This is a genomic window from Sodalis sp. CWE, assembly GCF_019646055.1.
GTDB lineage: Bacteria > Pseudomonadota > Gammaproteobacteria > Enterobacterales > Enterobacteriaceae > CWE.
Window position 1 is genome coordinate 88,026 of the sequence record NZ_JAESFE010000002.1, and the last position, 25,834, is coordinate 113,859.

Annotated in this window: 14 protein-coding genes and 1 pseudogene; 9 read left to right on the forward strand and 6 right to left on the reverse strand. The window is 29.8% G+C overall.

Going from position 1 to position 25,834, the window contains the following annotated elements:
- Positions 1–306: 306 nt before the first annotated feature.
- The gene (cls, locus tag JK145_RS02615; protein WP_220665395.1) at positions 307–1,767 is read left to right on the forward strand and encodes a cardiolipin synthase; all 1,461 of its coding nucleotides are present in this window, start codon (positions 307–309) and stop codon (positions 1,765–1,767) included.
- Between the two features lie 328 nt (positions 1,768–2,095).
- Here cls and oppF read toward each other — a convergent pair whose 3' ends face one another.
- The 6 genes and pseudogenes from oppF to JK145_RS02640 all read right to left on the reverse strand — a co-directional run bounded on the left by oppF (position 2,096) and on the right by JK145_RS02640 (position 9,788).
- Positions 2,096–3,112: a murein tripeptide/oligopeptide ABC transporter ATP binding protein OppF gene (oppF, locus tag JK145_RS02620; RefSeq protein WP_220665326.1), complete on the reverse strand. Its 1,017-nt coding sequence runs from the start codon at positions 3,110–3,112 to the stop codon at positions 2,096–2,098.
- Between the two features lies 1 nt (position 3,113).
- Positions 3,114–4,133 carry an oligopeptide ABC transporter ATP-binding protein OppD gene (oppD, locus tag JK145_RS03015; protein WP_255555817.1) on the reverse strand — a complete coding sequence of 340 codons (1,020 nt, stop codon included), beginning with the start codon at positions 4,131–4,133 and terminating at the stop codon, positions 3,114–3,116.
- A 30-nt stretch (positions 4,134–4,163) separates the two neighbouring features.
- Positions 4,164–5,021, reverse strand: a pseudogene (gene oppC, locus JK145_RS03020) (oligopeptide ABC transporter permease OppC); the annotation flags it as partial.
- Between the two features lie 42 nt (positions 5,022–5,063).
- The gene (oppB, locus tag JK145_RS02630) at positions 5,064–5,984 is read right to left on the reverse strand and encodes an oligopeptide ABC transporter permease OppB (protein WP_220665328.1); all 921 of its coding nucleotides are present in this window, start codon (positions 5,982–5,984) and stop codon (positions 5,064–5,066) included.
- Positions 5,985–6,115: 131 nt separating this feature from the next.
- On the reverse strand, positions 6,116–7,753 hold the full coding sequence (oppA, locus tag JK145_RS02635; protein ID WP_220665329.1) for an oligopeptide ABC transporter substrate-binding protein OppA: 1,638 nt from the start codon (positions 7,751–7,753) through the stop codon (positions 6,116–6,118).
- A 1,414-nt stretch (positions 7,754–9,167) separates the two neighbouring features.
- The gene (locus tag JK145_RS02640; RefSeq protein ID WP_220665330.1) at positions 9,168–9,788 is read right to left on the reverse strand and encodes a thymidine kinase; all 621 of its coding nucleotides are present in this window, start codon (positions 9,786–9,788) and stop codon (positions 9,168–9,170) included.
- 584 nt (positions 9,789–10,372) lie between these two features.
- Between JK145_RS02640 and hns the strand changes: the two genes are divergently transcribed.
- The 8 genes from hns to minE all read left to right on the forward strand — a co-directional run bounded on the left by hns (position 10,373) and on the right by minE (position 24,687).
- On the forward strand, positions 10,373–10,780 hold the full coding sequence (gene hns, locus JK145_RS02645) for a histone-like nucleoid-structuring protein H-NS (RefSeq protein WP_220665331.1): 408 nt from the start codon (positions 10,373–10,375) through the stop codon (positions 10,778–10,780).
- 2,536 nt (positions 10,781–13,316) lie between these two features.
- Positions 13,317–15,188, forward strand: a complete 1,872-nt coding sequence (gene sppA / locus JK145_RS02650; protein WP_255555809.1) for a signal peptide peptidase SppA — start codon at positions 13,317–13,319, stop codon at positions 15,186–15,188.
- A 908-nt stretch (positions 15,189–16,096) separates the two neighbouring features.
- The gene (gene gap, locus JK145_RS02655) at positions 16,097–17,095 is read left to right on the forward strand and encodes a type I glyceraldehyde-3-phosphate dehydrogenase (protein ID WP_220665332.1); all 999 of its coding nucleotides are present in this window, start codon (positions 16,097–16,099) and stop codon (positions 17,093–17,095) included.
- Positions 17,096–18,201: 1,106 nt separating this feature from the next.
- A complete protein-coding gene (locus tag JK145_RS02660) occupies positions 18,202–19,932 on the forward strand; it encodes a potassium/proton antiporter (RefSeq protein WP_220665333.1) in 1,731 nt (576 codons plus the stop codon).
- Positions 19,933–21,168: 1,236 nt separating this feature from the next.
- On the forward strand, positions 21,169–21,699 hold the full coding sequence (dsbB, locus tag JK145_RS02665; RefSeq protein WP_220665334.1) for a disulfide bond formation protein DsbB: 531 nt from the start codon (positions 21,169–21,171) through the stop codon (positions 21,697–21,699).
- A 1,158-nt stretch (positions 21,700–22,857) separates the two neighbouring features.
- Complete coding sequence (gene minC / locus JK145_RS02670) at positions 22,858–23,556, forward strand: septum site-determining protein MinC (protein WP_255555810.1); 699 nt, start codon at positions 22,858–22,860, stop codon at positions 23,554–23,556.
- 32 nt (positions 23,557–23,588) lie between these two features.
- The gene (gene minD, locus JK145_RS02675) at positions 23,589–24,401 is read left to right on the forward strand and encodes a septum site-determining protein MinD (protein WP_220665335.1); all 813 of its coding nucleotides are present in this window, start codon (positions 23,589–23,591) and stop codon (positions 24,399–24,401) included.
- Positions 24,402–24,423: 22 nt separating this feature from the next.
- Positions 24,424–24,687: a cell division topological specificity factor MinE gene (gene minE, locus JK145_RS02680; protein ID WP_220665336.1), complete on the forward strand. Its 264-nt coding sequence runs from the start codon at positions 24,424–24,426 to the stop codon at positions 24,685–24,687.
- Positions 24,688–25,834: the final 1,147 nt, after the last annotated feature.

A 25,834-nucleotide genomic window follows, 5' to 3' on the forward strand; every position in this document is an offset into this window, starting at 1 on the left:
TCGTACGATTACCATAATTTTTCCTCTGATGCTATTTTTCACAAAGAGAAACCTACATTAAAAATCCAAAAGTAAAAACATATTATTAAATATTAATCAATTTTTTTAAAATTCACGTACAGTTATCTTATTTTAACTGTCCTTTCTTATCATGTATTTGTTGTAGTTATAGCTTAATCGAAATACATGTGTAACGTTTTACTACATACAACATCAGAAATGAATAATCTATACTTCTTTCTTTTAAAAGAAAATGTTTCAAAACATTAGGCAAGCTAAGGTTCCGTGAACGGGATTTTCGCGATTATGACAACGCTTTATGTGATAATTAATTGGTTACTATTATTTAGTTATTGGTCATTAATTTCAGGAATTACTTTAAGAATAATGATGAAACGCCGATCAGTTCCATCCTCCATGGCATGGTTATTGATAATTTATATTCTCCCTTTATTAGGAGTTATTACTTACATTCTTTTTGGTGAACCTAATCTAGGAAAACGTCGTATTAAACGCAGTAAAGCTCTTTGGCCATCAACTGTCAGATGGATTAAAAATCTTAAAAGATATCAACAAATTTTTTCCGATAAAAATAGCGAAGTAGCTCGAGCTTTATTTCAACTTTGTGAACATCGCCAAGGCATACGTGGGCTAAAAGGTAATCAAGTAAAATTGTTGTCTAAAAGTGAAGATGTTTTACATACATTAATTCAAGATATTGGTTTAGCTAAAAATAATATTGAGATGGTATTTTATATCTGGCAAGCAGGTGGATTAGTAGACCGGATAATAGAATCATTAGTGGAAGCGGCGTGGCGTGGCGTATATTGTAGATTAATGCTTGACTCTGTTGGAAGCATAGATTTTTTTCGTAGTTCCCATCCTACGCTAATGCGTGCCGCTGGCATTAATGTTGTAGAAGTTTTGCATGTAAGTTTTTTACGAAGTTTTTTACGTCGTATGGATTTACGTCAACATCGAAAAATGGTACTCATCGACAACTATATTGCCTATACTGGCAGTATGAATATGGTAGATCCACGATTCTTTAAGAAGAATTCTGGTGTTGGTCAATGGATTGATATTATGGTACGAATGGAGGGACCTGTAGCAACTGCTATGGGAGTAATTTTTTCCTGCGATTGGGAGATAGAAACTGGAGAACGTATTCTTCCTCCAGTAAATATTAATGATATTGTATCATTTGAAAAGAAATACAGTCATATCATTCAGGTAATTGCCTCAGGTCCAGGTTTTCCTGAAGGCGTCATCCATCAAGCGTTACTTACTTCAATTTATGCAGCGCGTAAAAAATTGGTAATGACAACACCGTATTTAGTTCCAAGCGATGATTTGCTTCATGCCATTTGTATTGCAGCGTATCGTGGAGTAAAAGTTCATATTATTCTTCCAAGAAATAATGATTCAATACTAGTAGATTGGGCTAGTCGAGCTTTTTTTTCCGAACTTTTAAAGGCTGGCGTATTGATTCATCAGTTCAAAGGTGGATTATTACACACTAAAAGCATACTAGTTGATGACCAGTTAAGTTTATTGGGAACAGTGAACCTAGATATGAGAAGTCTATGGCTAAATTTTGAAATAACATTAGTTATTGATGATGACGATTTCGGTAGGAACTTGGCCAAAGTACAAGAAGAGTATATTGCTAATTCGCATCTTATTGAAGCTAAATCCTGGTCAAACCGACCTTATTGGCAACGTATTCTAGAAAGATTTTTTTATTTTTTTAGTCCATTCCTATGAGGAAGAAAAAGTACTTTTTATCTCTTTTTTTAAATTAGCTATTATCTAGTAATAACAAAAAGAATTTTTATATCAGCAAACAACCTAATGATTAAAAAAAAAGAAACATTTTGACAAGATAAAAAGTGACAAAAATGTACTTGTCTTTTTTAAGAAAGAAAAAACCTTTTTCACTGTATGTAAGGTTACTTATTTTTTTAGCGTTTAATTGTTTACAGTTAATCAAACTTAATTGAATAACCATTATAACTATAATCTTTGTAGATTTATACGATTTTTACAGGCAAATTTAAGTTTATTACTTTTTTATGCTAATTAATTTCTTTTATTACTGAGTAAGCTTTGATGTATTTATCTTGATACATGAACAAGAGTGAAGTAAATTTCCTTGTAGAATTGGTTTTGTTTTTTTACAAATTTCATCAGAAAGATAACAACGGGTACGAAAAACGCATCCTGATGGCGGATTGATTGGAGAAGGTAAGTCTCCTTCTAGTAAATGAGTAATTTTATTGTACTCACTATCTGGATCTGGAATTGGTACTGCAGATATTAGCGCACGTGTATAAGGATGTTGTGGATTGTGGTAAATGCGGTCATAAGTACCAATTTCCATAATATGACCGAGATACATAACTAAAATTCGATCAGAAATATGCTTAATAATTGCTAAATCGTGCGCGATAAAAATCAAAGAAATTTTCATATCTCGTTGTAATTGCTTTAATAAGTTTACTACTTGCGCTTGAACAGATACATCTAGTGCTGAAACCGGTTCATCACAAATGACTAACTTTGGCTCAAGAATTAATGCTCTAGCAATCCCAACACGCTGGCATTGTCCGCCAGAAAGTTCATAAGGATAATGATTCATTAAGTTTGGCAGTAGCCCAACTTTTTTCATTATATTTCCTACTTTTTCTTTTACGCTTTGATGGATCATTTTTGGAAAATAGGCGCGTAATGGTTCAGCAATGATATCGCCAATTGTCATACATGGATTAAGAGAAGCTACTGGATCTTGAAAGATCATTTGAATATCATTACGTATAATACGCCATTGTTTCGCACTTATATTCTGCAATTCTTTTCCAAACCAAGTGATACGTCCACTAGTGATTTTGACTAAACCAATTAATGCTCGAGCAAAAGTCGATTTACCACAGCCAGATTCACCGACTATTCCTAAAGTTTCACCTTCGTAAAGCCACATAGACAAACCGTCTATTGCTTTTAAACTTCTAGTAGATTTCCAGAACCATCGATCTTTTACTTTTATATGAAAATAAACCTTTAAATTTTCGACATTTAGAATAATTTTCTTTCTAGTTAATATATTTTTCATATTAGAGTTCCTTCATCGGCTTATAACAAGCGCGTAAGCGTTGATCACCAAAGTGATCTATCGGAGGAAATGTAATGGTACAAATATTCATTGAGTAACGACATCGCGGTTGAAAAGGACAGCCTTTAGGTAAATGAAATAAATTAGGTGGGTCACCAGGAATAGTAGTTAAATTAATATTATTTTCTACATCTAGACGCGGTACTGCTGATAATAAACCAATGGAGTAGGGATGACTTGGATGATAAAATACGTCGCGTGCTTTTCCGTATTCCATAATGTGTCCGGCATACATTACCAGTAATCGATCACAAATGCCGGCTACGATACCGAGATCGTGAGTAATCATTATAATGGTAGTATTAAATTTAGATTTAATTTCTTTGAGTAAACTCATAATTTGAGCTTGTACTGTTACATCTAACGCTGTGGTAGGTTCGTCAGCAATAAGTAATTTTGGACGACATAATAATGCCATGGCGATCATTATACGTTGGCGCATGCCTCCTGATAGCTCATGAGGATACATATACATTCGTTTATTTGATTCAGATATTTTTACCGCGTTTAGCATACGTACAGATTCATCAAAAGCTTCATGTTTATTGATTTGTTTATGCAACCGCAGCACCTCTATTAACTGATCGCCTATACGCATATATGGATTTAAGGAGGTCATAGGGTCTTGAAAAATCATTGAAATTTTTTTGGAACGAATTTTATTTAAATATTTTTCCGGTAAATTAAGAATTTCATGACCATCAAACTTAGCACTACCACTAATACAGCCATTAGTTGCCAATAATCCCATCAAAGCAAAAGCTATTTGAGATTTTCCAGAACCAGATTCGCCGACTATTCCGATAGTTTCACCAGCATTAATAGAAAAACTTAAGTTATTAACCGCAGTTAATATTTTATTTTGAATGAAAAATGTAACATGTAAATTATTTACATCTAGCAGTATCGGAGGAGCGATATCTGCTGGTATTTTTATGTTTTTTCTAAAAGTTTCACTCATTTTTATTAAGATATCTTCTTCTTTTAGATTAATCGCGTTGCGTAATCCTTCACCAATGAAATTAAAACAAAGTAATGTTGTTACTAAAAAAATAGTTGGAAAGATTAACAACCATGGAAATTCTTCCATAGAATTTACACCATCGCTAAGTAATGATCCCCAACTTGGAAGTGGTTCCTGAACACCTAAACCTAAAAAACTTAAAAAAGACTCAAATAAAATCATGTTAGGAGCTAAGAGTGAGGCCTGCACTATCACTAGACCAAGTAAATTTGGCACAATATAGCGTAGGAGAATATTTCTAGTAGATACACCATTGATAATAGCTGCCTCAACGAATTCTTTACGCTTCAAACTTAATGTTTGGCCTCGCACAATACGAGCCATATCTAGCCAAGAAACTAACCCAATAGCCAAAAAAATTAAAAGAATATTCTTCCCAAGAAAAGTTATTAGCAAAATAACAAAAATTATGAAAGGAAACGAGTTTAAAATTTCTAGAAATCGCATCATCATAGAATCAATTCTACCACCGAGATAACCAGATAAAGCTCCGTAGAATGTGCCTACTATTACCGCTATTACTGCAGAAAAAATTCCAATTAAAATAGAAATACGTCCACCAATTGCAATTCGTACTAATAAATCTCGTCCAAACAAATCAGTGCCAAAGTAATGCTGAGAAACAATGCTTGGCGCGTTAGATGTCATACACCAATCAGTGTCGTCATAACGAAACATGGAAAACATTGGAACCAATATGACAAACAAAATTATCAATAATAAGATCAGTAAGCTTGTTAATGAAATTTTATTTTGAATAAAACGCTTTCCAGTTCTTTCTAAGAGACTACGGGTTTTTCTTATCACCTTAGATTTCTCTAGCACTTATAGATTTTATTTTATAAAAAGTTAGATGCTTTAAATTTACTAATAGCGAATTTTTGGATTAATGGTTGCATAAAGAATATCAACGATAGCATTAAAAAAAACAGTAAGACTACCCATTAATATTGTTAGACTTAATATTAAAGAATAATCTCGATTAAGTGCTCCGTTGACAAATAATTGACCGATTCCGGGTAATCCATAGATTGTTTCTATCGTCATTGATCCAGTAATGATTCCAACAAATGCAGGTCCCATATAAGAAACAACAGGCAGTAAAGCTGGCTTTAGAGCATGATTAAGAATGATTTTTTGCATTGGCAATCCCTTAGCACGCGCTGTTCGTATAAAATTAGAGCATAATACCTCAATCATAGAAGATCGAGTGATACGAGCAATACTGGTAATATAAGTAAGTGAAAGCGAAATCATAGGCAAAATAATAAATCTAGGCTCACCTCCGTTCCAGCCTCCACCTGGTAGCCAGGTTAGCGTAACAGAAAAAATCAATACCAAAATTGGAGCTATTAAAAAACTGGGAGTGACTGCCCCAATCATCATTAACCCCATAGAAATATAAGTACATTTACTATGTGGTTTTAATGAAGTTGCAATACCAATAGAAACACCGGTTATAATTGCTAATAAGAACGCTATTGATCCTAGTGTTGCTGAAACTGAGAATGAACTAATAAGTAAATCATTAACTGAATAGTCTTTATATCTAAATGATAGACCAAAATCTCCATGCGCAAGTTGCAATAAATAATTTTCATATTGAATAATTATAGGGTCATTCAAATGATATTTAGCTTTGATATTTTCTATTACTACTTGTGGTAGATTTTTCTCATTAGTAAATGGACTACCAGGTGCTAAACGCATCATAAAAAAAGAAATAGTGATTAATATAAACAATGTTGGAATTGCTTCCAGAAACCTTTGAAGAATAAATTTTAGCATTATTACCGGACTCGTATAATATTCTAGTAGAACCTGTGTTTAGATCTAATTTCTAATAAAAAGTACAGTGATGCTTCTAAAAGCACTTGAAAAGAAAATTTCTTTTACAAAAGTAAATTTATCCAATTGAATTAATTTTCGCATTTGATGTAAAGATCTTTTACATATATGTTATTAAGTAGGTTATCGGTATAGCCCCCTACATAAGGTTTTACCAGACGAGTACTAACGTAATGGTATACTGGAATAATTGCTGAATCTTCATCTAATTGTTGTTCTGCTTTTTGATAAAAGTTAGCTCGCATATCTTCGGAGTAGATTTTTAGTGCCTGGGTTAATAATTCATCAAAAATCCGGCTCTTGTAATGTGCACTATTATTGCTACTATTAGATTGCATAATGTTCAAGAAAGAAGTCGGTTCATTATAATCTGCACACCATCCAGCACGGGCAATATCAAAATTGCCTTGATGCCTAGTATCTAGGAAAGTTTTCCATTCTTTATTTTCAAGTTGAACATTAATGCCTAAATTCTTTCTCCAAATAGAAGCCACAGCGATAGCTAGTTTTTTATGTAAATCAGAAGTGTTGTATAATAAATTAAATGTCAATGGTTTTTCTTTAGTAAAACCCGCTGCAGCCAGCAATCTACGTCCTTCCTTATTTCGTCTTTCTTGCGACCAACCGAACCATTCAGGTGCATTCAATTTAGCTCCTTCGGTATAAGGTGGTGTGAGACTGTAAGCTGCTAGGTCGCCCTGAGCTTTTACTCTATTAATAATAAGATCACGATCTAATCCAAGTTTTAACGCAGTACGTACACGAATATCAGTAAATGGTTTTCTTTGATTATTAATTTCATAATAATACGTACAAAGATAAGGACTCGTATGAATTTCTTCAGGAATTTTTTTTTTAAGTTTCTGGAAAAGTTCGATTGGTAAGCTATTATAAGTCATATCATTATTGCCGGAGCGATAGCGGTTTACGTCAGAAATTTCGGAAGAAATCGGAAGATAAACAACTTTATTAATGACAGTTTTATCGTTGTTCCAATATTTTTGATTTCTTTCTAAGATAATTTGTTCATTAATAATCCAATCTTTAACAGTATAAGCGCCGTTACTTACCAAATTTTTAGGTCTTGTCCATCTGTCGCCAAATTTTTCTACGACTTTTTTTGGTAGTGGTGATAAGGAAGGATGAGCTAAAATTTTAATTAAATAACTTACTGGTTCAGCTAGGGAGATTTCCAAAGTACATTCGTCTAGCGCCTTAATCCCTAAAGTGTCCGGATTTTTTTTTCCATTAATGATATCGTCAATATTAACAATCCTAGCATATTGCAGATAGCTCTCATAAGGAGAGGCAGTTTTTGGATCAGCTAACCGTTGCCAGCTATATACAAAATCTTGCGCAGTAATTGGGTCTCCATTGGACCACTTGATATTTTTCCTTAGATGAAAAGTCCAAATCCTAAAATCTTTATTTTCCCAACTTTTCGCTACACCAGGTTGAATATCTCCCTGTAAGTTATAAATAACGAGGCCTTCGAATATATCGCGATTAACATTCCACTCGGGCATCCCCTCTATCTTGTGCGGATCCAATGACTGTAGCTCAGCTCCATTACCTCGCACTAACTCTTGCCTGTTGCTTAATTGTATATTTAACGGAACATCTGCTGAAAAAGTTCGCTTAGTAACAACAGTTGTATTTAAAGCAGTCACTACGATTAAAGAAAAAATTTTTTTTTTGATATTAGTCAAAATGATCTATTCCATACAACTTAAAATCCTTAAGAAAAAATTTGATATGCTTATCGCTATTTACCAATAGACTCGAATTGAGTCAATTTTTTATTTAGAGAGCAGTTTTTCTAGATTAGACAACTTTTTAATAGTAAACAGACATTTACTAACCATATTATAACAGTATTTACTAGAAAATTTCACTCAGCTCCTTTTTAAGGAGAAGACAATATAGTATTGTTCTTTAAAAATCGGCAACCTATTAATCTATGAAATGTCATGTTAATTATAACGAAATATTCATTATAGTTAGTTACTTTGTTTTTAACTTAAAATTAAAAAGCGGGTCTTAGAAAGAAATTAACAGTGTAACCAATATGGTTTCATTTAAGAATGTTTTCTCAAAAAACCATTATATTAAAGCGATTGGGAAGAAAAAATACTCATCAATTTGAATAATTAAAATAACAACCTACGCTCCAAATCTCAAAGAATGAATGCAGCCTATCTACGCAATTAATTAAAATTGACCTATATTCATATATTATCTTTAATATAAAACAAAAGCTTTTAAACAATGCAAATTTTATTTATAGACTGATAGTTAAATCAGTACTGTATGCATCATAGTAGAGGATTAGTTTTCAAATTGAACCAAATGAGCTGACTAAAATCTTATACAATATATTGATTTTAATCAAAACATTTATTGAAAGCAAAAGGCCAAAAAAACATCCACAAATGTAAGTTTCTGCGTGGATGCACGAAACGAGATGTTGGAAAGGGATGACTATAGTCATGTTTTATATAAATTCTAGCAATGAACAGTTCTTAAAGCAATTTGCTTATAACATTATTATGTACCGCATCTCATAGGCGTTTTTCTCAAGTATTTGTTTTCGTATTTATGCATAAAATTTATATATTTTAATCTTTTAAAGAAGTTTAGTTTTTTATACTTAACTATTGATAATAGCGACTTAATTTTAGATTAGGTGCAATTAAGTTTTTCAAAAACGACCATTCTCTTAGAGAAAGAATTCTATGAGAAAGCTACCCTTGAATAATTTTTTATTTATCATCTAATGATCTAAAATAATTGATTTTGTTTGCTATCTTTAAAATTAAGCCTATTGTTTATTCAAAACAAAGATAGAAAAATCTTCTTCGGTAGAAGAAGACATAGATTATACGCCCAAAACATGGCACCTGAGAGATATAAATCTTTCGCATCGAGAATATGCTCTCATTAAGATTAAAATTCTTTAATGTAAAAACTATCTGGAACTTAGCATAAAAATGTTGAAACTGCTAGTTTTTTTAAAAATTAATCCAAACTATAGAGGAAGAAAAATCTGTTTGCTTAGTTTTTGAAAAAAATTCAGCTTCACTATAAATATTAGAAATTCTAGAGTAACAATCTGCATTGTTATTACTCATAAAAATGAGGTGTACTTACTTTTGGCACAAAAGTTAAATATTTTTTTGCTTCAATAAAATGTTTTCGACAAACTGAAACATAGTGATCATGATTACCAATCATAATTTGTTCTCCGTCTTGAACAACTCTTCCTTGATCATCAAGTCGAAGCACATGATTGGCTTTACGACCACAATGACAAATAGTTTTTAATTCTATTAATTTATCTGCCCAGATTAGTAAATATAAACTACCTGTAAACGGTTCAGCGCGAAAGTCAGTACGTAATCCATAACATAAAACTGGTATGGCTAAATTATCTACAATGGAGCAAAGTTCAGCAACTTGTTTTTGACTTAAAAAGTGACATTCGTCTACTAGAATACAATGCACGGCTTTTTGATTATGTTCAGATTCTATAATTGAATATATGTTGGTGCGTGAAGAAAAGGTTCTCACAAAAGTAGTTAATCCAATACGTGAAGATATCTGTCCATGTCCATTTTGACCTTCCAATTTAGCTGCAAATACGATAGTATGCATGCCGCGTTCTCGATAGTTATAAGAAGATTGAAGTAATGAAGTCGTTTTGCCAGCGTTCATTGCAGAATAGTAAAAATAGAGTTGTGCCATATTTAAAACTTTTCCTTAAAATGGTTAGTTAGTTAATTTGATCTAGTTTACTGCATTTTAACATATTTCCGAGGAAATAAAATTTCTTCAGCTTAATAACTTTAAGTTAATTAATTAACTTTTCAATGAAATTGAAACTCTTTGTGAAAATTTTAATTATTTAATAATCTAATAATTAAAACGTTCTTTATTAATCGGTTTGCTCATCGTTATGATTAATAAAATAAATATATCTTAATATTTACAGACATCCTAAATTGTAAAAAAAAGGAAACATCTAGGAATTCTTATTTAGATTTTTACACATTAAAAATTTTTAATTTTGAAAATAAATAATGCTTTATTGTCAATAAAAAAAGAATTTATATGTTTTTAAAATTTAAAAAGAACAGTAAATTCTTTCTACAAAATGATAACCATCTAAAAATAACACTAAATTAATAAACTTTATTTCTGATACTGTATTCTAAAAATTTAGAAGATGTATTAAAGATATAATTTTTTAATTATCCTAGTTTAGGTATTGCAGAAAAGAAATTAGCAATTTATGATTCGAAATATTTTATTTTTTTCGAGAAAACGTAATGAGCGAGGCACTAAAAACTCTTAATAATATTCGTATTCTGCGTGCACAAGCAAAAGAATGCAGTTTAGAAACTCTTGAAGAAGTGCTAGAAAAGCTTGAAGTTGTTGTTAACGAACGACGAGAAGAAAATAGTCAGGTTCAAGCGGAAATTAAAGAACGTACACGCAAACTGCTTCAGTATCGTGAGATGTTGATCGCAGATGGTATCGATCCAAATGAACTGCTCCAATCGATGAGTTCTTCTAAGGCTTCAGGAAAGGCAAAACGCACTGCTCGTCCAGCTAAATATCGATACGTTGATGAAAGTGGAAATCTTAAAACATGGACTGGTCAAGGACGAACTCCAACAATAATAAAAAAAGCAATAGATGAAGATGGTAAAGTGTTAGAGGATTTTTTATTTTAATTTTTTAAAAGTAAAAATTTAGACAAGCTTAATTGATTAATTAACTAGGTAAGATAGATCAATTGTTTTATATATTTTTAATGATTTCCAGTTGAACTAATTAAATAGAAATTTTATTTTTCAATTGGATTCTAGACATTGATCGACACAACTTTAATGCAGTTGTTTAAATATGAAAAGCAAAATAATCAAAAAATTAAAGCTAATGTTAGAACAACAACTTACCCTTTTTGATGGAAGATTCCCACACTCCATTAAGGCTATTTATTTTAAACAAATCATTTAGCGTTTATACCAAACGGGTATTGATTTTTTAAATAAATTTGATTTAGAAGTATTTTTATTGCTTAATAATTAACAACTCTAAATTAATAATATTAAAATTCTGCGTTATCAGCCGAAACTAACCAAAACTTATTTGTTACGCTTACTACGTATTAGTACTTACTAAGCAGTAAGATATTTAATTAAAATTTCTAATAAAGATAAATGTTTATTTTATTTAAACAGTATAAACTTACAACTTTACTTTTAACACAGTAAGAAAAAATTTGTATTACCAACAGATTCGACCTATTCAGATGATACTGCTAAAAACAGAATTTTTTTAATCAATTTTCCTTTTAAGAACTTTTTTAAAAACCCTACAGTATACTTTTTAAGTTAACTAATTAATTACGATGAGTATTTATAATAGATTTTATTCTAAATTTGTATATTTGTGTTATTATTTAGAATAAATTGATACTTTTTATGAGTATTCGAAAATCTTCTTAAAAGAAGAATATTAATTTCTTTACGACTTATAATATTGACTACTAACTTACTTGTTGAACAAGTTTTATTTTATTGTTTATAGACAAAATTCTAGCTTTATAGAAACGCGCTCAATCATTTTTGAAATTAATTTCAAAAATACTTTTTTAACTATTTGACCTTTTTTAGTAAAAATTCTCAATTTTCAATTGAGGATAATCTTTATTGAGAATCATCTTTTTACTATCATGTTTTATTAAACCTTGACGTTAGTGGACAACTAACAATAAATGTTTATTTATCTGATAGATAAAAGTATATCGAAAGTTCAAAAGTGCAATAGAGTTATTTTTCTTGACACAGAATAGCTGTTTGATGAGAAATAATATTACTTAATAAGTATGAAAAATCATTTTGATATGAAGTAATTCTATCTTTTAAATAATCAATAGCTTTTAGAAAATAGAGACTAAATAATCAATATTTAGACAGTTTTTATTTATATGAAAGTATTAATAATAAGTCACTGAAAAAAATAAAAAGTTAAATTAATTATTTTTTAGCTTTTACAGTGAATTGTCAAACTAAACGTCCCATTTAGAAAAACCTTCTAAAAATCATAAAAAGAAGAACAAATGTATTTACATACAAGATTTCTTTTTTTTGCATGGAGCAAAAAATTAAACGTTTCCCAAAAATTAAATATATATTAGCATTTGTATACTACACCCTCATTGTTCTAGAAAATCTTAGCGTTATGAATTTGATTTTGATCAATCATTATATCTCTCTCCCTGCATTTCTCTCTTTCCTGCAAGGAAGAACAGTGTTTTGGAACTATATTTGCTTGCCAACTACACTAAGATAGCTTTCCTAACTTGAGAGTTAGAAGAGAGTAATTTTTGCATAAAATGCCATTAAATTTTTAAGTGGATTTTTTTGATGTCTGTATTGATCAAATTGGAACCGCTGGTCATAGGTTTATAGTCCAAAAATAAGTTTATTTATATTCTGCAATTAAGTTAACTAACATTCTTTCTTATAAAAGACGAGATCATTAATTAATAACATCCTTTGCATTAAGATTTAATTAGTTTATGATTTCTAACTTTACCTAAAAATCGATAATATTTCTCAAGATTAAGATCTTGCAGTAAATTTTTAATTTTGACTATTCTAAAAATAGGATCTGGAATTAAATGCTTTAAAATTAAAAACATCATTTTTTTTATTAACTATAAAGGTTCAAGCAAGTAAAACTTAAAACGAAAACTCTGAATTACACAAATAGTGAAATACAGTAATTTTTGGACCAAAACTTTTTCTTTAGAAGGAACTTTATTGCATTTGTCAAATAAACTGCTCTCTGATAAAATATCCTGGTCAAAATTAACGAACTTAAAAAGTTCCTTACCTACTTTTATTTGTCTATAATTTGTTTTTTTAAAAATAAAAAAATTCTTTATTAATTAATATATAAGTACTCAAAAATTACATACTTGTAATACCACTTTTTAATATTTCTTTATAAGAACTTTATAAAATTATATGATAAGTAAAATCTTTCAAAGAAGAGCAGATAATGGAAACATTTAAAAAATACATTCTGCGATATAGAATATCGACTTTTTATTTGGATTAAATGTAGTTTTTTTTGTGCATTGGAGACAGCATCTCCTATTTTTTTTGTGTAAATATTACACTCATAATTGGAGGAGCAAATTTTACAATAAAGACTGTAAAAAAATATACCTGAAGTAAAACGAGTGATATACCTTATATGATTTTAAATTCTTTTATTCTAATTAGAGATTTTATATGCAGAATATTGCGAATTATTTCTGCTCCGTTTATATGGTTATGGTGTTTACTAAATTTTCTTCGAAAATTTATTTTTAATGCACTTTTTTTAATTTTTATTATTCTTTTTATTTACTCACAAACGTATCAAGCAACTCCAATAAAAGGTGCATTAATAGTTGATTTAGTTGGTTCTATAATAGACAAACCAATAACGAACCAAAAAGTTTACCGACTTAATCGAAAATTATTTGGTAATTCTACCAATCGATTACAAGAGAATTCATTGTTTGATATTGTGAGTTCCATACGACAAGCAAAAGAAGACATGAATATTCAAGGATTGGTTCTTCTGTTAAAAGACTTTTCAGGAGGAAGCTTAAGCTCGCTGGAATATATAGGCAAAGCACTTCGCGAATTTCGTGACAATGGAAAGCCCATTTACGCTGTAGGGGATAGTTACAGTCAAGCACAGTATTATCTTGCTAGTTATGCAAATAAAATATATCTTACTCCTCTCGGAGGAGTAGATATACATGGTATAACAACAAATAATTTTTACTACAAAACTTTGCTTAAAAAGTTAGGGATAAGCACCCATGTTTTTCGTGTTGGTACCTATAAATCTGCGGTAGAGCCATTTCTCCGTGATAATATGTCTGATAATGCTCGAAAAGCTGATACTCGTTGGGTACACCAACTTTGGAAAAACTATCTAACTGTTGTAGCAGCTAATCGGAAAACAACAATAGAAAAATTTTTTCCAGATATTCAGATCATGCTCAATAACTTACGAAAAGTGGGAGGTAACACCGCACAGTTTGCACTTAATAACAAATGGGTGGATGAGGTTGCATATCGAGGAAAAATTGACGCAGCGTTAGTTCAAAAATTTGGATGGAATAAGCAAGAAAAGACATTTAATGGGATTAGTATTTATGATTATCCACCAATAACCTCAACATCAAAAAAACAAAACAATCAAATTGCTGTGATATTTGCTAACGGGACAATTATTAACGGATCGAAAAAAAATTCTAGATCAGTTGAAAGTAATGCGATTCTTAATCAAATTCGATTTGCACGCTTGGATCCTAATATAAAAGCTATTATATTTCGAATAAATAGTCCTGGAGGCAGCCTCAATGCTGCCGAGATGATTCGTTCTGAACTAGCTGCTGCACATGCTGAAGGTAAACCAATAGTAATTTCAATGGGTGGTGTGGCAGCTTCAGGTGGATATTGGGTGTCCACTCCAGCTGACTATATCATAGCTAGTGCTAGCACTTTAACTGGATCAATTGGTGTTTTTTGGATTGTTAATACATTAGAAAAATCTCTTGACATTATTGGAATACATGCTGATGGTGTTTCTACTTCGCCACTTGCTAATGTGTCTTTCACAAAAGCCTTGCCTAAAGAATTCTCGCAAATGATTCAACTAAGCATTAAAAACAGTTATCGCGATTTCATCGCTATGGTTTCTCAATCTAGAAATAAAACTTTTAAAGAAGTTGATCAAATTGCACAAGGCCGTGTCTGGATTGGTACTGATGCTGTTCAAAATGGATTGGTTGATCAACTAGGTGATTTTGATGACGCCGTAAATAAAGCCGCCAACTTGGCACAACTTAAACAATATCAGTTGTACTGGTATCTCGATGATTTTCACTTTTTGGAATTATTGCCCCCGTGGACTAACGCTCTAGCATTAAATCTTGTCCGATTGTTTTTACCAACATCCATTATAGAAATAATGGACGAATTAAATGTTCGCGATAAGTTAAACTACAACTGGAATGATCCGGAGCATCGCTATGCTATTTGCTTTTCATGTAAACAATTTTTATAAAAAGCTCTTTAACAATTTTTCATTGCGGAAACCATCTTGTTCTTAACAAGACACGATCTTATTTAAGATTATAAGATACATTTCTTAGCAATTAAATAAAGCAAAATCAATAATTTTTATGTTAGCAAAGCAAGAAAATACAGAATATTTAATATGTACATAACAGTTCTTGCTAGCAAAGCTTTCTTAAAAATCAAGATAATTTGCTAGAATATTTATTCTAGTGGAGAGTGATTCTTAGTTCTGGTTATTTTAATTTTTTTTAAAAAATTTTCAAATCATATCTAAAAAAACGAATGCTGTTATGTTGATTAATTCAATCCTTTTAAAAAAATTATTTCTTAAATAGAAGCGCGTTTCCTATTTCTAATATTAGAATATAACCATTGTTCTCACAGTTTGAACAAATCAATAATTTAAGCTCAAAAAAATAACATATCTACCTGAAAAAAAAGCATTATAAGTTTTTTCTAAAAATAGCAACAGGGTTAGAGACATTCTAAGTCTAGAAAACAACGCAAAAAAAATAAAACAAATTTATTTTTCGAATAAATATTATAATTCACAATTATTTTTAGATCTATTTCCTAATTAATTCTAGGTAATTTTTTTTATTGATTAGTTTAAAGAAAAGTCAATTGACAAAGAAATAGCTTTCCTTATTAAGAAAGTCTAACTTAGAGTATTAATATGTAATTGCTTAACTTTAAAGGTTTTTTAAATTTCTAATTAAAAAATTACCTATTTGTGTGGCAAAAACTATATTAACATAACAATCATTTAGTTTAATTAAACTAATATGTTAGAATTTATAGAAAACAAACAAACGAGATAACTTCTTCTTGACGAAGAGTGGTGTTTTTTAAACTTATAATCCTTTATTACATTTTAAATATGGTTGGTTAAATATGACTACTAGAGTAGGTATCAACGGTTTCGGACGTATCGGTCGGATGATTTTTCGTGCTGCACAAAAACGTAATGATATTGAGATTGTTGCGATTAATGATTTGCTTAGTGTGAATTATATAGCTTATATGTTAAAATATGACTCGACTCACGGTCATTTTAATGGAAATATATCCATTAAAGGGGATACTTTGATAATTAACAACAAAAATGTTTATTGTTTTTCTGAAAAGGATCCTGGTAATTTGAAATGGAATAAAGTCGGAGTGGAAGTTGTTGCTGAAGCTACTGGAATCTTCTTAACAAGAGATTTAGCGCAGAAACACATTTTCTCTGGAGCTAAAAAAGTAGTATTAACTGGTCCATCAAAAGATGATACACCAATGTTCGTCATTGGCGTTAATCAAAATACATATAGTGGGCAGAATATAATCTCTAATGCTTCTTGTACAACTAACTGTTTAGCTCCATTAGCAAAAGTTATTCATGATAATTTTGGTATTGTGGAAGCTTTAATGACTACTGTGCATGCTGCCACAGCAACTCAAAAAATTATTGACAGTCCATCTAGTAAAGATTGGCGAGCAGGTCGTGGCGCATCTCAAAATATTATTCCGTTCTCTACTGGGGCAGCCAAAGCTGTAGGAAGAGTTATCCCTGAATTGGATGGTAAATTAAATGGCATGTCTTTTCGGGTACCTACTCCAAATGTTTCAGTAGTTGACTTAACTGTGCGTCTAGAAAAATCCACTTCCTATGAAGATATTTGTTCTATTATAAGAAAAGTTGCAGAAGGTAAATTAAAGGGAATAATTGGTTATACCGAAGAAGCTATGGTGTCTAGTGATTTTAACGGTGAAACATGCACTTCTGTATTTGATGTAAAGGCCGGTATTGCATTAAACGATAAGTTTTACAAACTAGTTGCATGGTACGATAATGAAGTAGGTTATTCCCATAAAGTTTTAGATCTTATTTCTTACATTATGAATAATTAAATGCAACGAATAGGGAAATTATAAGAATATCTCTGTCGCTTCTTATTAAGCAGTTCTTCAATTATGAAAGGCTAGATCTTTTAAAGAACATCACAGAGGACAATGTTTATAAAAAAACGAGCGATTAGGTGGTCCGCTTTTCTCTATTCTTGAATCGTAAAAGCGTGAATAATGTTTGTATGTATTTAATATTCGAGAATAGCAACAGCGGGTCTGCCTTGGATCTTTCTTTTTTATTGGTTTTATTTTCTTAAAATCAAGTTGTACTATTTAACACGAAGTGATAGATATCAATTTATCATATTTTATATCTATTATGGATTTATGTTTAGTTCTAATTTCGTTGGAATTCTTGTAGTCAATTGATTGTCTAATAACTAATTAATATGACGGTTCTAATCAAAAAAAAACTAATAGAGTATTGTGTTAAGGAACTTATCCTACTTCCATACAACATACCATAAATTCTGAACAAAAAATGAACAAGAGCAATTCAACTCACAAGTCCTAAAAGGATTTTATATCTCAATTACTTTTTTTTCTACTCGTCAAAATCCCAACAAAAAAATTCATTTTATGAATTGATATTAATTTTGATAGCTAAATAAATGTATTTGGATATTACATCTATCCTATTTTGGAACCATATTTAAGTAGTTGAGGCTTTTTGAGTAAAATCACTGATAATTGTTCATTTGCAATAATCCAAAATAAAAAGGAATAATATTATAAATTATGTAAGTAAATAAATTATTTGAGAATAATGGAAACGATTTTTGATATATCCAATTTTTTCATGGTAATTAAGACGAAAAAACACTTTTTAGTAGGAACTAACAATAATCCCTTACGAAGGGAACTTTGATTTTATGTTTGATACAGATCAAGCAAGTAGTGAACCAGTTTTGGTTTCTCGCCTCTATTTTCATGACGATTTCTTTCGAGAATTTTAAAAGATAATGTATCAAAATAATATAACTAAATTCTCCTTTTTTCAGATAAGCCACCGCAACCAAATTTAATTAAATACCAATAAAAGTTATAAGATTGCGATATCTGTATTGTAAGGTGCAGATTAAAAGACTTAAAACTTAAGGAGATCATGTTTGAACAGTAGCACCATGATAAGTTTGTTTATTATAGGTTCAATGCTAGTAGGAGGAAGTATTCTACTCAGCTCTTTCTCTTCTCGACTTGGTATTCCTATATTGGTGATTTTTTTAGCTATTGGTATGTTAGCAGGAATTGATGGTCTTGGGGGCATCGCATTTGATAATTACCCTGTAGCGTATCTCATTAGTAATCTTTCGCTTGCAATAATTTTATTAGATGGTGGTATGCGAACTCGTGGCAATGCATTTCGAGTTGCACTGTGGCCATCACTATCGTTAGCTACGGTTGGAGTTATCATTACTGCTGGTTTAACCGGCATGGTTGCAGCTTGGCTGTTTAGTTTAGATAAAATTGAAGGGATACTTATTGGTGCCATTATTGGTTCTACTGACGCTGCAGCAGTATTTTCATTGTTAGGTAATAAAGGATTAAATGAACGTGTTACTGCTACACTTGAAATTGAATCAGGCAGTAATGACCCAATGGCAGTATTTCTTACAACGACACTTATTACTATGATTCAAAATGAAAAAACTAGTCTTGACTTGCTTTTTTTAGTACATCTTATCCAAGAATTTGGATTAGGAATGGTAATTGGTTTAGGAGGGGGTTGGCTATTACAACAAATAATCAATCATATTACATTGACTAGCGCGTTATATCCTTTGTTAGCAGTCAGTGGTGGTATTATGATTTTTGCTTTAACTACCGCCTTGGAGGGAAGTGGTATTTTAGCTGTTTATCTATGTGGCTTTGTGCTTGGTAATAGACCAATACGCAATCGATATGGAATACTGCAAACTTTTGATGGTATGGCCTGGCTTAGCCAGATTTGTATGTTTTTAGTGCTTGGATTGCTAGTTACACCAAGTGATCTATGGATAATTGCCATTCCAGCATTAGTCTTATCATTCTGGTTAATGTTATTTGCTCGTCCATTATCAATTTTTATTGGTTTACTTCCATTTCGAAATTATACAACTCGTGAACGAATCTTTCTCTCTTGGGTTGGTCTTCGTGGGGCGGTGCCGATTATTTTAGCTGTTTTTCCAATGATGGCGGGTTTAAATAATGCACGTTTATATTTTAATGTTGCATTTTTTATTGTCCTAATTTCCTTGCTTTTACAGGGCACTTCTCTTAGTTTTGCTGCCAAAATGGCAAAGGTTGTAGTACCTCCAACTGCATCACCAATTTCTCGAATAGGAATGGATATTCATCCAGAAAATCCATGGGAACAGTTTATTTATCAATTAGGAAAAGAAAATTGGTGTGTAGGCGCAACATTACGTGATTTGAAAATGCCTCGTCATACGCGTATTGCTGGTTTATTTCGTGCAAACATGTTACTTCATCCTACTGCTAATACAAAGTTATGCGAAGGAGACGTGCTTTGTGTAATCGGTCGTGAACGAGATCTTCCTTCTCTTGGAAGATTATTTAGTCAATCACCACCAATTGCGTTAGATCAACGGTTCTTTGGAGATTTTATTTTAGAAGCCACCTCTCGACTACGTGACATTTCTTCTATCTATGGATTAAAATTTACTAGTGAAATTGACGAAGAACTGACTCTTGGTCAGTTCGTCGTATCTTTGCTCGGAGGAGGTGAACCAGTGATTGGTGATAATGTTATCACCGAAGGAATTATGTTAACTGTTGCAGAAAAAGATGAACATCAAGTTAGCAAAATTGGCATTAAGATTGCTAATGATTTGACTTAATTGACTGCTTAATTGTCAGTGGTTGTGATTCTGATAAAAAAGTTAATAAAAATCATAATTTTCCTTCCAGGAAGAAAAATAGTGAAAACAGAATTAAATTCTGATTGACAATCAATTGTTATTATTGAAACTAACTTAACTTAAAAAATTTTAAATAAAAATTTATTATAAATACGTAAATATTTTAGTTTTGAAAAATCTATTGAGCTTCTTATTAGTTAAATTTTCAAACTATTTGCATAAGTTATTTAATCTAAGAAATAGAAAGAATTATGAGAGATATGCAACTTTTTCTTTTTAGTAAAATTAAGTCTAGACTGAGCTAAATTAAATAGAATAGACTTCTTACGATATAAATAAATAAAAAATATTATTGTTTTATTTTACTGTTTATCATTTTTTTGATTTTTTAAAAAGCAAAAAAGAACTTTAATTAATTTATTAAGTAAATTATACATCTGCTTTTTAGAAGAAGAAATTGAATAATTATTTATAATTAGTATCATTATTAAGATGATTAGGAATCATCTTTAATTATTTTTTTTAAATTTATCTATTTTGTTCAGCTTAAATGATGAAATGATTTCAAAAATCAAAATAATATAATCTTTAGCGTATTTTCTTTTGATTATAATTTTTAATCACAAGATCATGTATGCAACTTGCTTCAAGTTAATAAGGATTTTCTTGAAAAAGAACACAATAACTTTTATTTAAAAAATAAATTTTTAACCAGCAAGTTACATTTGTTCAAAAATTTTTTTCTTAAATTAGTCAGAAAAAGAATAAATAATTCATTTCATGAATCTAGTAATACTTAACATTTATATCTTTTTGATCTGCCAATATTACTAATTAGTTTTAGTTATTCACTCTATATCTAGGTTTAATTTTTTAAATAGATTAATATTTTGTTTATATGACTTTTAAAAGTAAAATATTCATTTTATAAAAATTATATAGGATGTGAGAGTAATAATGGAAAGCATCTCTATTTCTGTTTATTAATCAAATTAATTAATCTTTATTCTTTGTGCGAGAAACTATATTATCCATTAGATAAATAATGATAGATCTTCTTAAGAGGATTATTAGATTAGAGATTAGTTTTACACATAAAAAAAATAAATTATAGAATTCACTTGTGTTGATTTTAAGATAAAAGATGTTGATTTCTATATGATGTAAGTTACAATTTACGTTGCAAAAACTTGTTGGTTCAGTCTCTGTTTAATTATGATACAATTGCTAAATTTTTTATCAAAAAAACGCATAACATGGCTGTTATTAGCTTCTACTGCTTTTATACTGGAGTCGATTTCACTTTATTTGCAACATGTTTTGCTCATTAAACCTTGTGTTTTGTGTATATATCAACGTTGCGCCTTGTATGGAATCTTTTTTTCTGGATTAATAGGTGCGATTTTACCTAGAATCTTGTTATTACGTTTTTTTGGTTTAATAACATGGCTGTATAGTGCTTGGCGTGGGCTTCAATTAGCAATAAAGCATGTTAATGTCCAACTGAATAGTTCACCTTTCTTTACTTGCGATCTTTTTGTTAGTTTTCCATCATGGTTGCCGTTAGATCATTGGTTACCTTCTTTTTTTAGTGCTAGTGAGGATTGTTCCATTTCCCAATGGCGTTTTCTATTTTTAGAAATGCCTCAGTGGATGATAATTATTTTCAGTATTTACTTAATAGTTGCAATATTTTTTATATTTGCACAATTTTCTCGCATCAATCGAAATATTCACTCTTATTGAAAGATAGATAGCAGATGCAAGAGTCTATTCGATTTTATTTTTAATAGAGGGTTTTTTCTCTGTCTGTCCTGTTTGACAGATTTCTATGTGGTATTTTAATTTTTTAAATTTTGAAAAGAAATAAATTTTCTTTTTGTAAAAAAACTCTTTTTGTTAGAAAGCAAAATATTGTTATTAGTGATTGAAATTATTAATTGAATATTTTTATGTTTATATTTTCTTTATAAGAAATTACCTATTAAAAGTATTAATCACTGCAATTAATAAACTTTATAATTAATTTCATAATTTTTTAAAAAATTTTACGCAGAAATTATTTTGTTTATTTTTAGTGGTCCTCATTAATCAAAAAATAATTAAGGATTAACCTTTTAAGAAATTATTGCTATTTGAATGATGTTAGGTATCCTAGCAATAATTAAATTTGTTTAATTAAAAATTAATAATACTTTTTATTTTAACTCGATGAATTGTTTTATTATTAAAAAATAACCAACTACAATTTGTTTTTATCCTCAGATAAGATTAATCAGCTTAATAAAATTAAGTAATTTAATAAACTTTTAAGAATATATTATTTAATAATATGTCAAAAAAATATTTTGTTATAAAAATTATTCGATAAATGTTTATACCAAACGGCCTATAATAAAGAAAAATAAAAATTCTTTCTATTAAGTTTTTCTTATTTAAAAGGCAGATCATAGTAATTCTAGTTACAATTAGAAAGATCGAACGTACCGCCTTATTTTTCTCTGGAAAATGAAAACAGTTCACTAGTTAAATTAGTGTATTTATTTAAACTAAATAAATAACTATCAAAATTAATAAAATTAATCCATTGATAAATTCTCTCTTGAGAGAGAACAGCTCTTTTTTAGAGAGAACTCAAATAATATTTTTATATAAAAATTTCTAAACAGAAAATTTATATGTCTAACTATCAAAAAAATAGAATGCAAAATATGAATTTTTAATAAAAAAATATTCATTCCCCTATTCAAGGAATGCGTTTCTTATTTATACTTTCTAAAAAATTTATTTATATATTATAAGTGTACTGATCAAAACATTCTCATGATGTTGTAATATACAAATTATTTAATGAAATTAAATATCTATATTTAATTCACATCAAAACAGGACATTATTTTAAAAATGCCAATTAAGTTAAGAGACGGCAATTTTACTTTATTAGTAATTCATATATATAAAGCACAATTAGATGAAATCTGTCAGGCTATAGAAAAAAAAATTAAACAAGCACCTAATTTTTTCAAAAATGCGCCAGTAGTCATTAATATTTCTGATCTTGATGGAGATTTTTCAAAGAAAGTATTATTGCAAGTAATGTTAAATACTAATTTACGTATTATAGGAATTAGCGGATGCAATAATAATAAGCTTAAACAGTTGGTTATTTGTAGTGGATTAGCGTTGTTAACAGAAAAAAAAGCACTAAAAGTGCACAATAACGCTGATACTAGCGCTAATGCTAATTTTATTTCTATGAATTCTACATTAAAAAAAACAAGATTCATTAGCACGCCAATTCGTTCTGGTCAACAAATTTATGCAAAAGATAGCGATTTAATAGTTACTAATAATGTAAGTGTAGGTGCAGAACTGATTGCTGATGGTAACATACATATTTATGGTATAATGCGAGGTCGTGCTCTTGCTGGAGCATTAGGTGATCAAGATTGCCAGATTTTTTGCACTCACCTCTTTCCTGAACTTGTATCTATTGCTGGGCAATATTGGTTAGGTGATCAGATTCCAACTACCTTTTTAGGTAAAGCAGCACGTTTATGTCTACGACACGGTAACGTATTTGATATCTATCCTCTTATTTAGAAAGAGTTATTTTAAATAAAGGAAATCAGTCTATGACACGTATTATAGTTGTAACCTCAGGCAAAGGAGGTGTTGGTAAGACAACATCAAGCGCAGCTATTGCTTTTGGTTTAGCTTGTAAAGAAAAAAAAACAGTAGTAATTGATTTTGATATTGGATTAAGAAACCTTGATTTAATTATGGGATGTGAACGTCGAGTTGTTTTTGATTTCATTAATGTTATTCAAGGAGATGCTCTGCTTAATCAAGCGTTAATAAAAGACAAAAGAACAGAAAATTTATTTATTCTTCCTGCATCACAAACAAAAGATAAAGATATTTTGACTCGAGATAATGTAGAAAAAGTACTAAATAATTTATGTTCAATGAAATTTGATTTCATTATATGCGACTCACCAGCCGGTATTGAAACCGGCGCATTAATGGCATTATACTTTGCAGATGAAGCTATTGTTATTACCAATCCAGAGGTCTCCTCGGTACGAGACTCTGATAGAATTCTAGGCATTCTTTCATCTAAGTCAAGACGAGCAGAGAATTATTTAGAACCAGTTAAAGAACACTTATTATTAACTCGCTATGATCTTGAACGGGTCATTAAAGGTGATATGTTAAGTATTGCAGATGTAATTGATATTTTGCGCATTCCATTAGTGGGTGTAATTCCCGAAGACCAAGCAGTACTGAAAGCATCCAATCAAGGAGAACCAGTAATTCTTGATCGAAAGTCCCAAGCTGGTCAAGCTTATTTAGACGTGATTAATCGTTTGTTGGGTGAAAATTTACCATTCCGTTTTATCGGAGAGGAAAAAAGAGGTTTTCTAAAACGCCTCTTTAGAAGATAAGAGATAGAGGATATTATATTTAATGACACTGCTTAACTTTTTTCTTTCTCGTAAAAGAATGACGGCTCATTTAGCTAAAAAACGACTGCAAACCATAGTAGCTGAACAACGGAGAATTGATAATGAAATACCTTATTTGAGGCAATTAAAACATGAAATTATCACAGCAATCGAAAAGTCTGTACAAATCAATTCGAAACTTTCTTTCTTACAAATAGAAAGAAAGGATAAAGATACTTTAATTATTGCATTAAACCTTACTTTGCTTAAAACGAAAAAATCTTAAAAGAGAAAGATTCTTTTGCTTTCATATAAAAGCAAGTAAAAAAGTAGCGATTCGATAATTTGTTTTAAAAAACTAATAAATCGTCAAAATTAATATAGTTATTTTTTTTGTTATATGTTTGGATAATTCCTCTTGAATGGGATTGGTAAGAACATTTTATTTCAATACATTTTTGTACTCAATTAACTTTTCTATTACTGCTTATTTTAATTCGGATTTTTATCTTTTTTAAAAGCAATTTTGTTAATTAATTGTCAAATTAAGATTTCTCAGAAAAAATGTCGTTTCGAGTGTTATACTAATTAATTATTTTTATATAACGATATAATGAAAGGTTCATTTTCCTTTTATAAAGAGTTATAGACTAAATCTTTTAGTATGTTAGGAAAGAAGACATAAAGAAAGTGTGAATGATGAATGAATTTTGCATTGATGGATACTTTTTTTTAAAAAATTTAGTTTTTTATCAAATTGTAGAAGAAATTTTATTAAACGTACTTTCAAATTTATGCACTCTAAGTTATTTTGGTTAGATGCACTTCTTTAGTAAGAAGAATTCTCTATCCTATAGATGTGCAATAATAAATTGATGTTATATATTTTTCAAGTTGCAGTTTGCACAAGCTAGAAGAATATTCTGGCATATACAATTATCTTACAAAATATTATAGTCTAATTCTATGTTATAATCATTAATGGAAGACCATCAAGTAATATTAATATGTGTATTATCGTTATTAGCATCATCATGAAATTTTCAACCATAAAATAAACATATATGTTTAGTGTTTTTTTTTGTTTATTTGAAAATAAAAAAAAAATTGTCGATCTTATTATTATATAGGTTAGTAAAAGATTAATTAACGTTGAAATGTTTAATAAGCTAAATTTAGGTGGCAAAAACTTTAACGGCTAACAAATTTTGATACTTAGGTTAGTTTTAGTGCTTTCCAATAAAATCTAGTACTGCAATTATTTCTCTGAATCTTTATCTCTTTCCCTTTTAGAGAATTTTAGTTTGTGATTTTTAGTTAGATTTAGAACTTTTTTTCAAAATCAATAAATGCATATGTATATTATGGATTTTTTTCAAGATAGAAACGCAAATAAAGAAGTTTTTCTGTTAAATAACAATTATATAAAAATC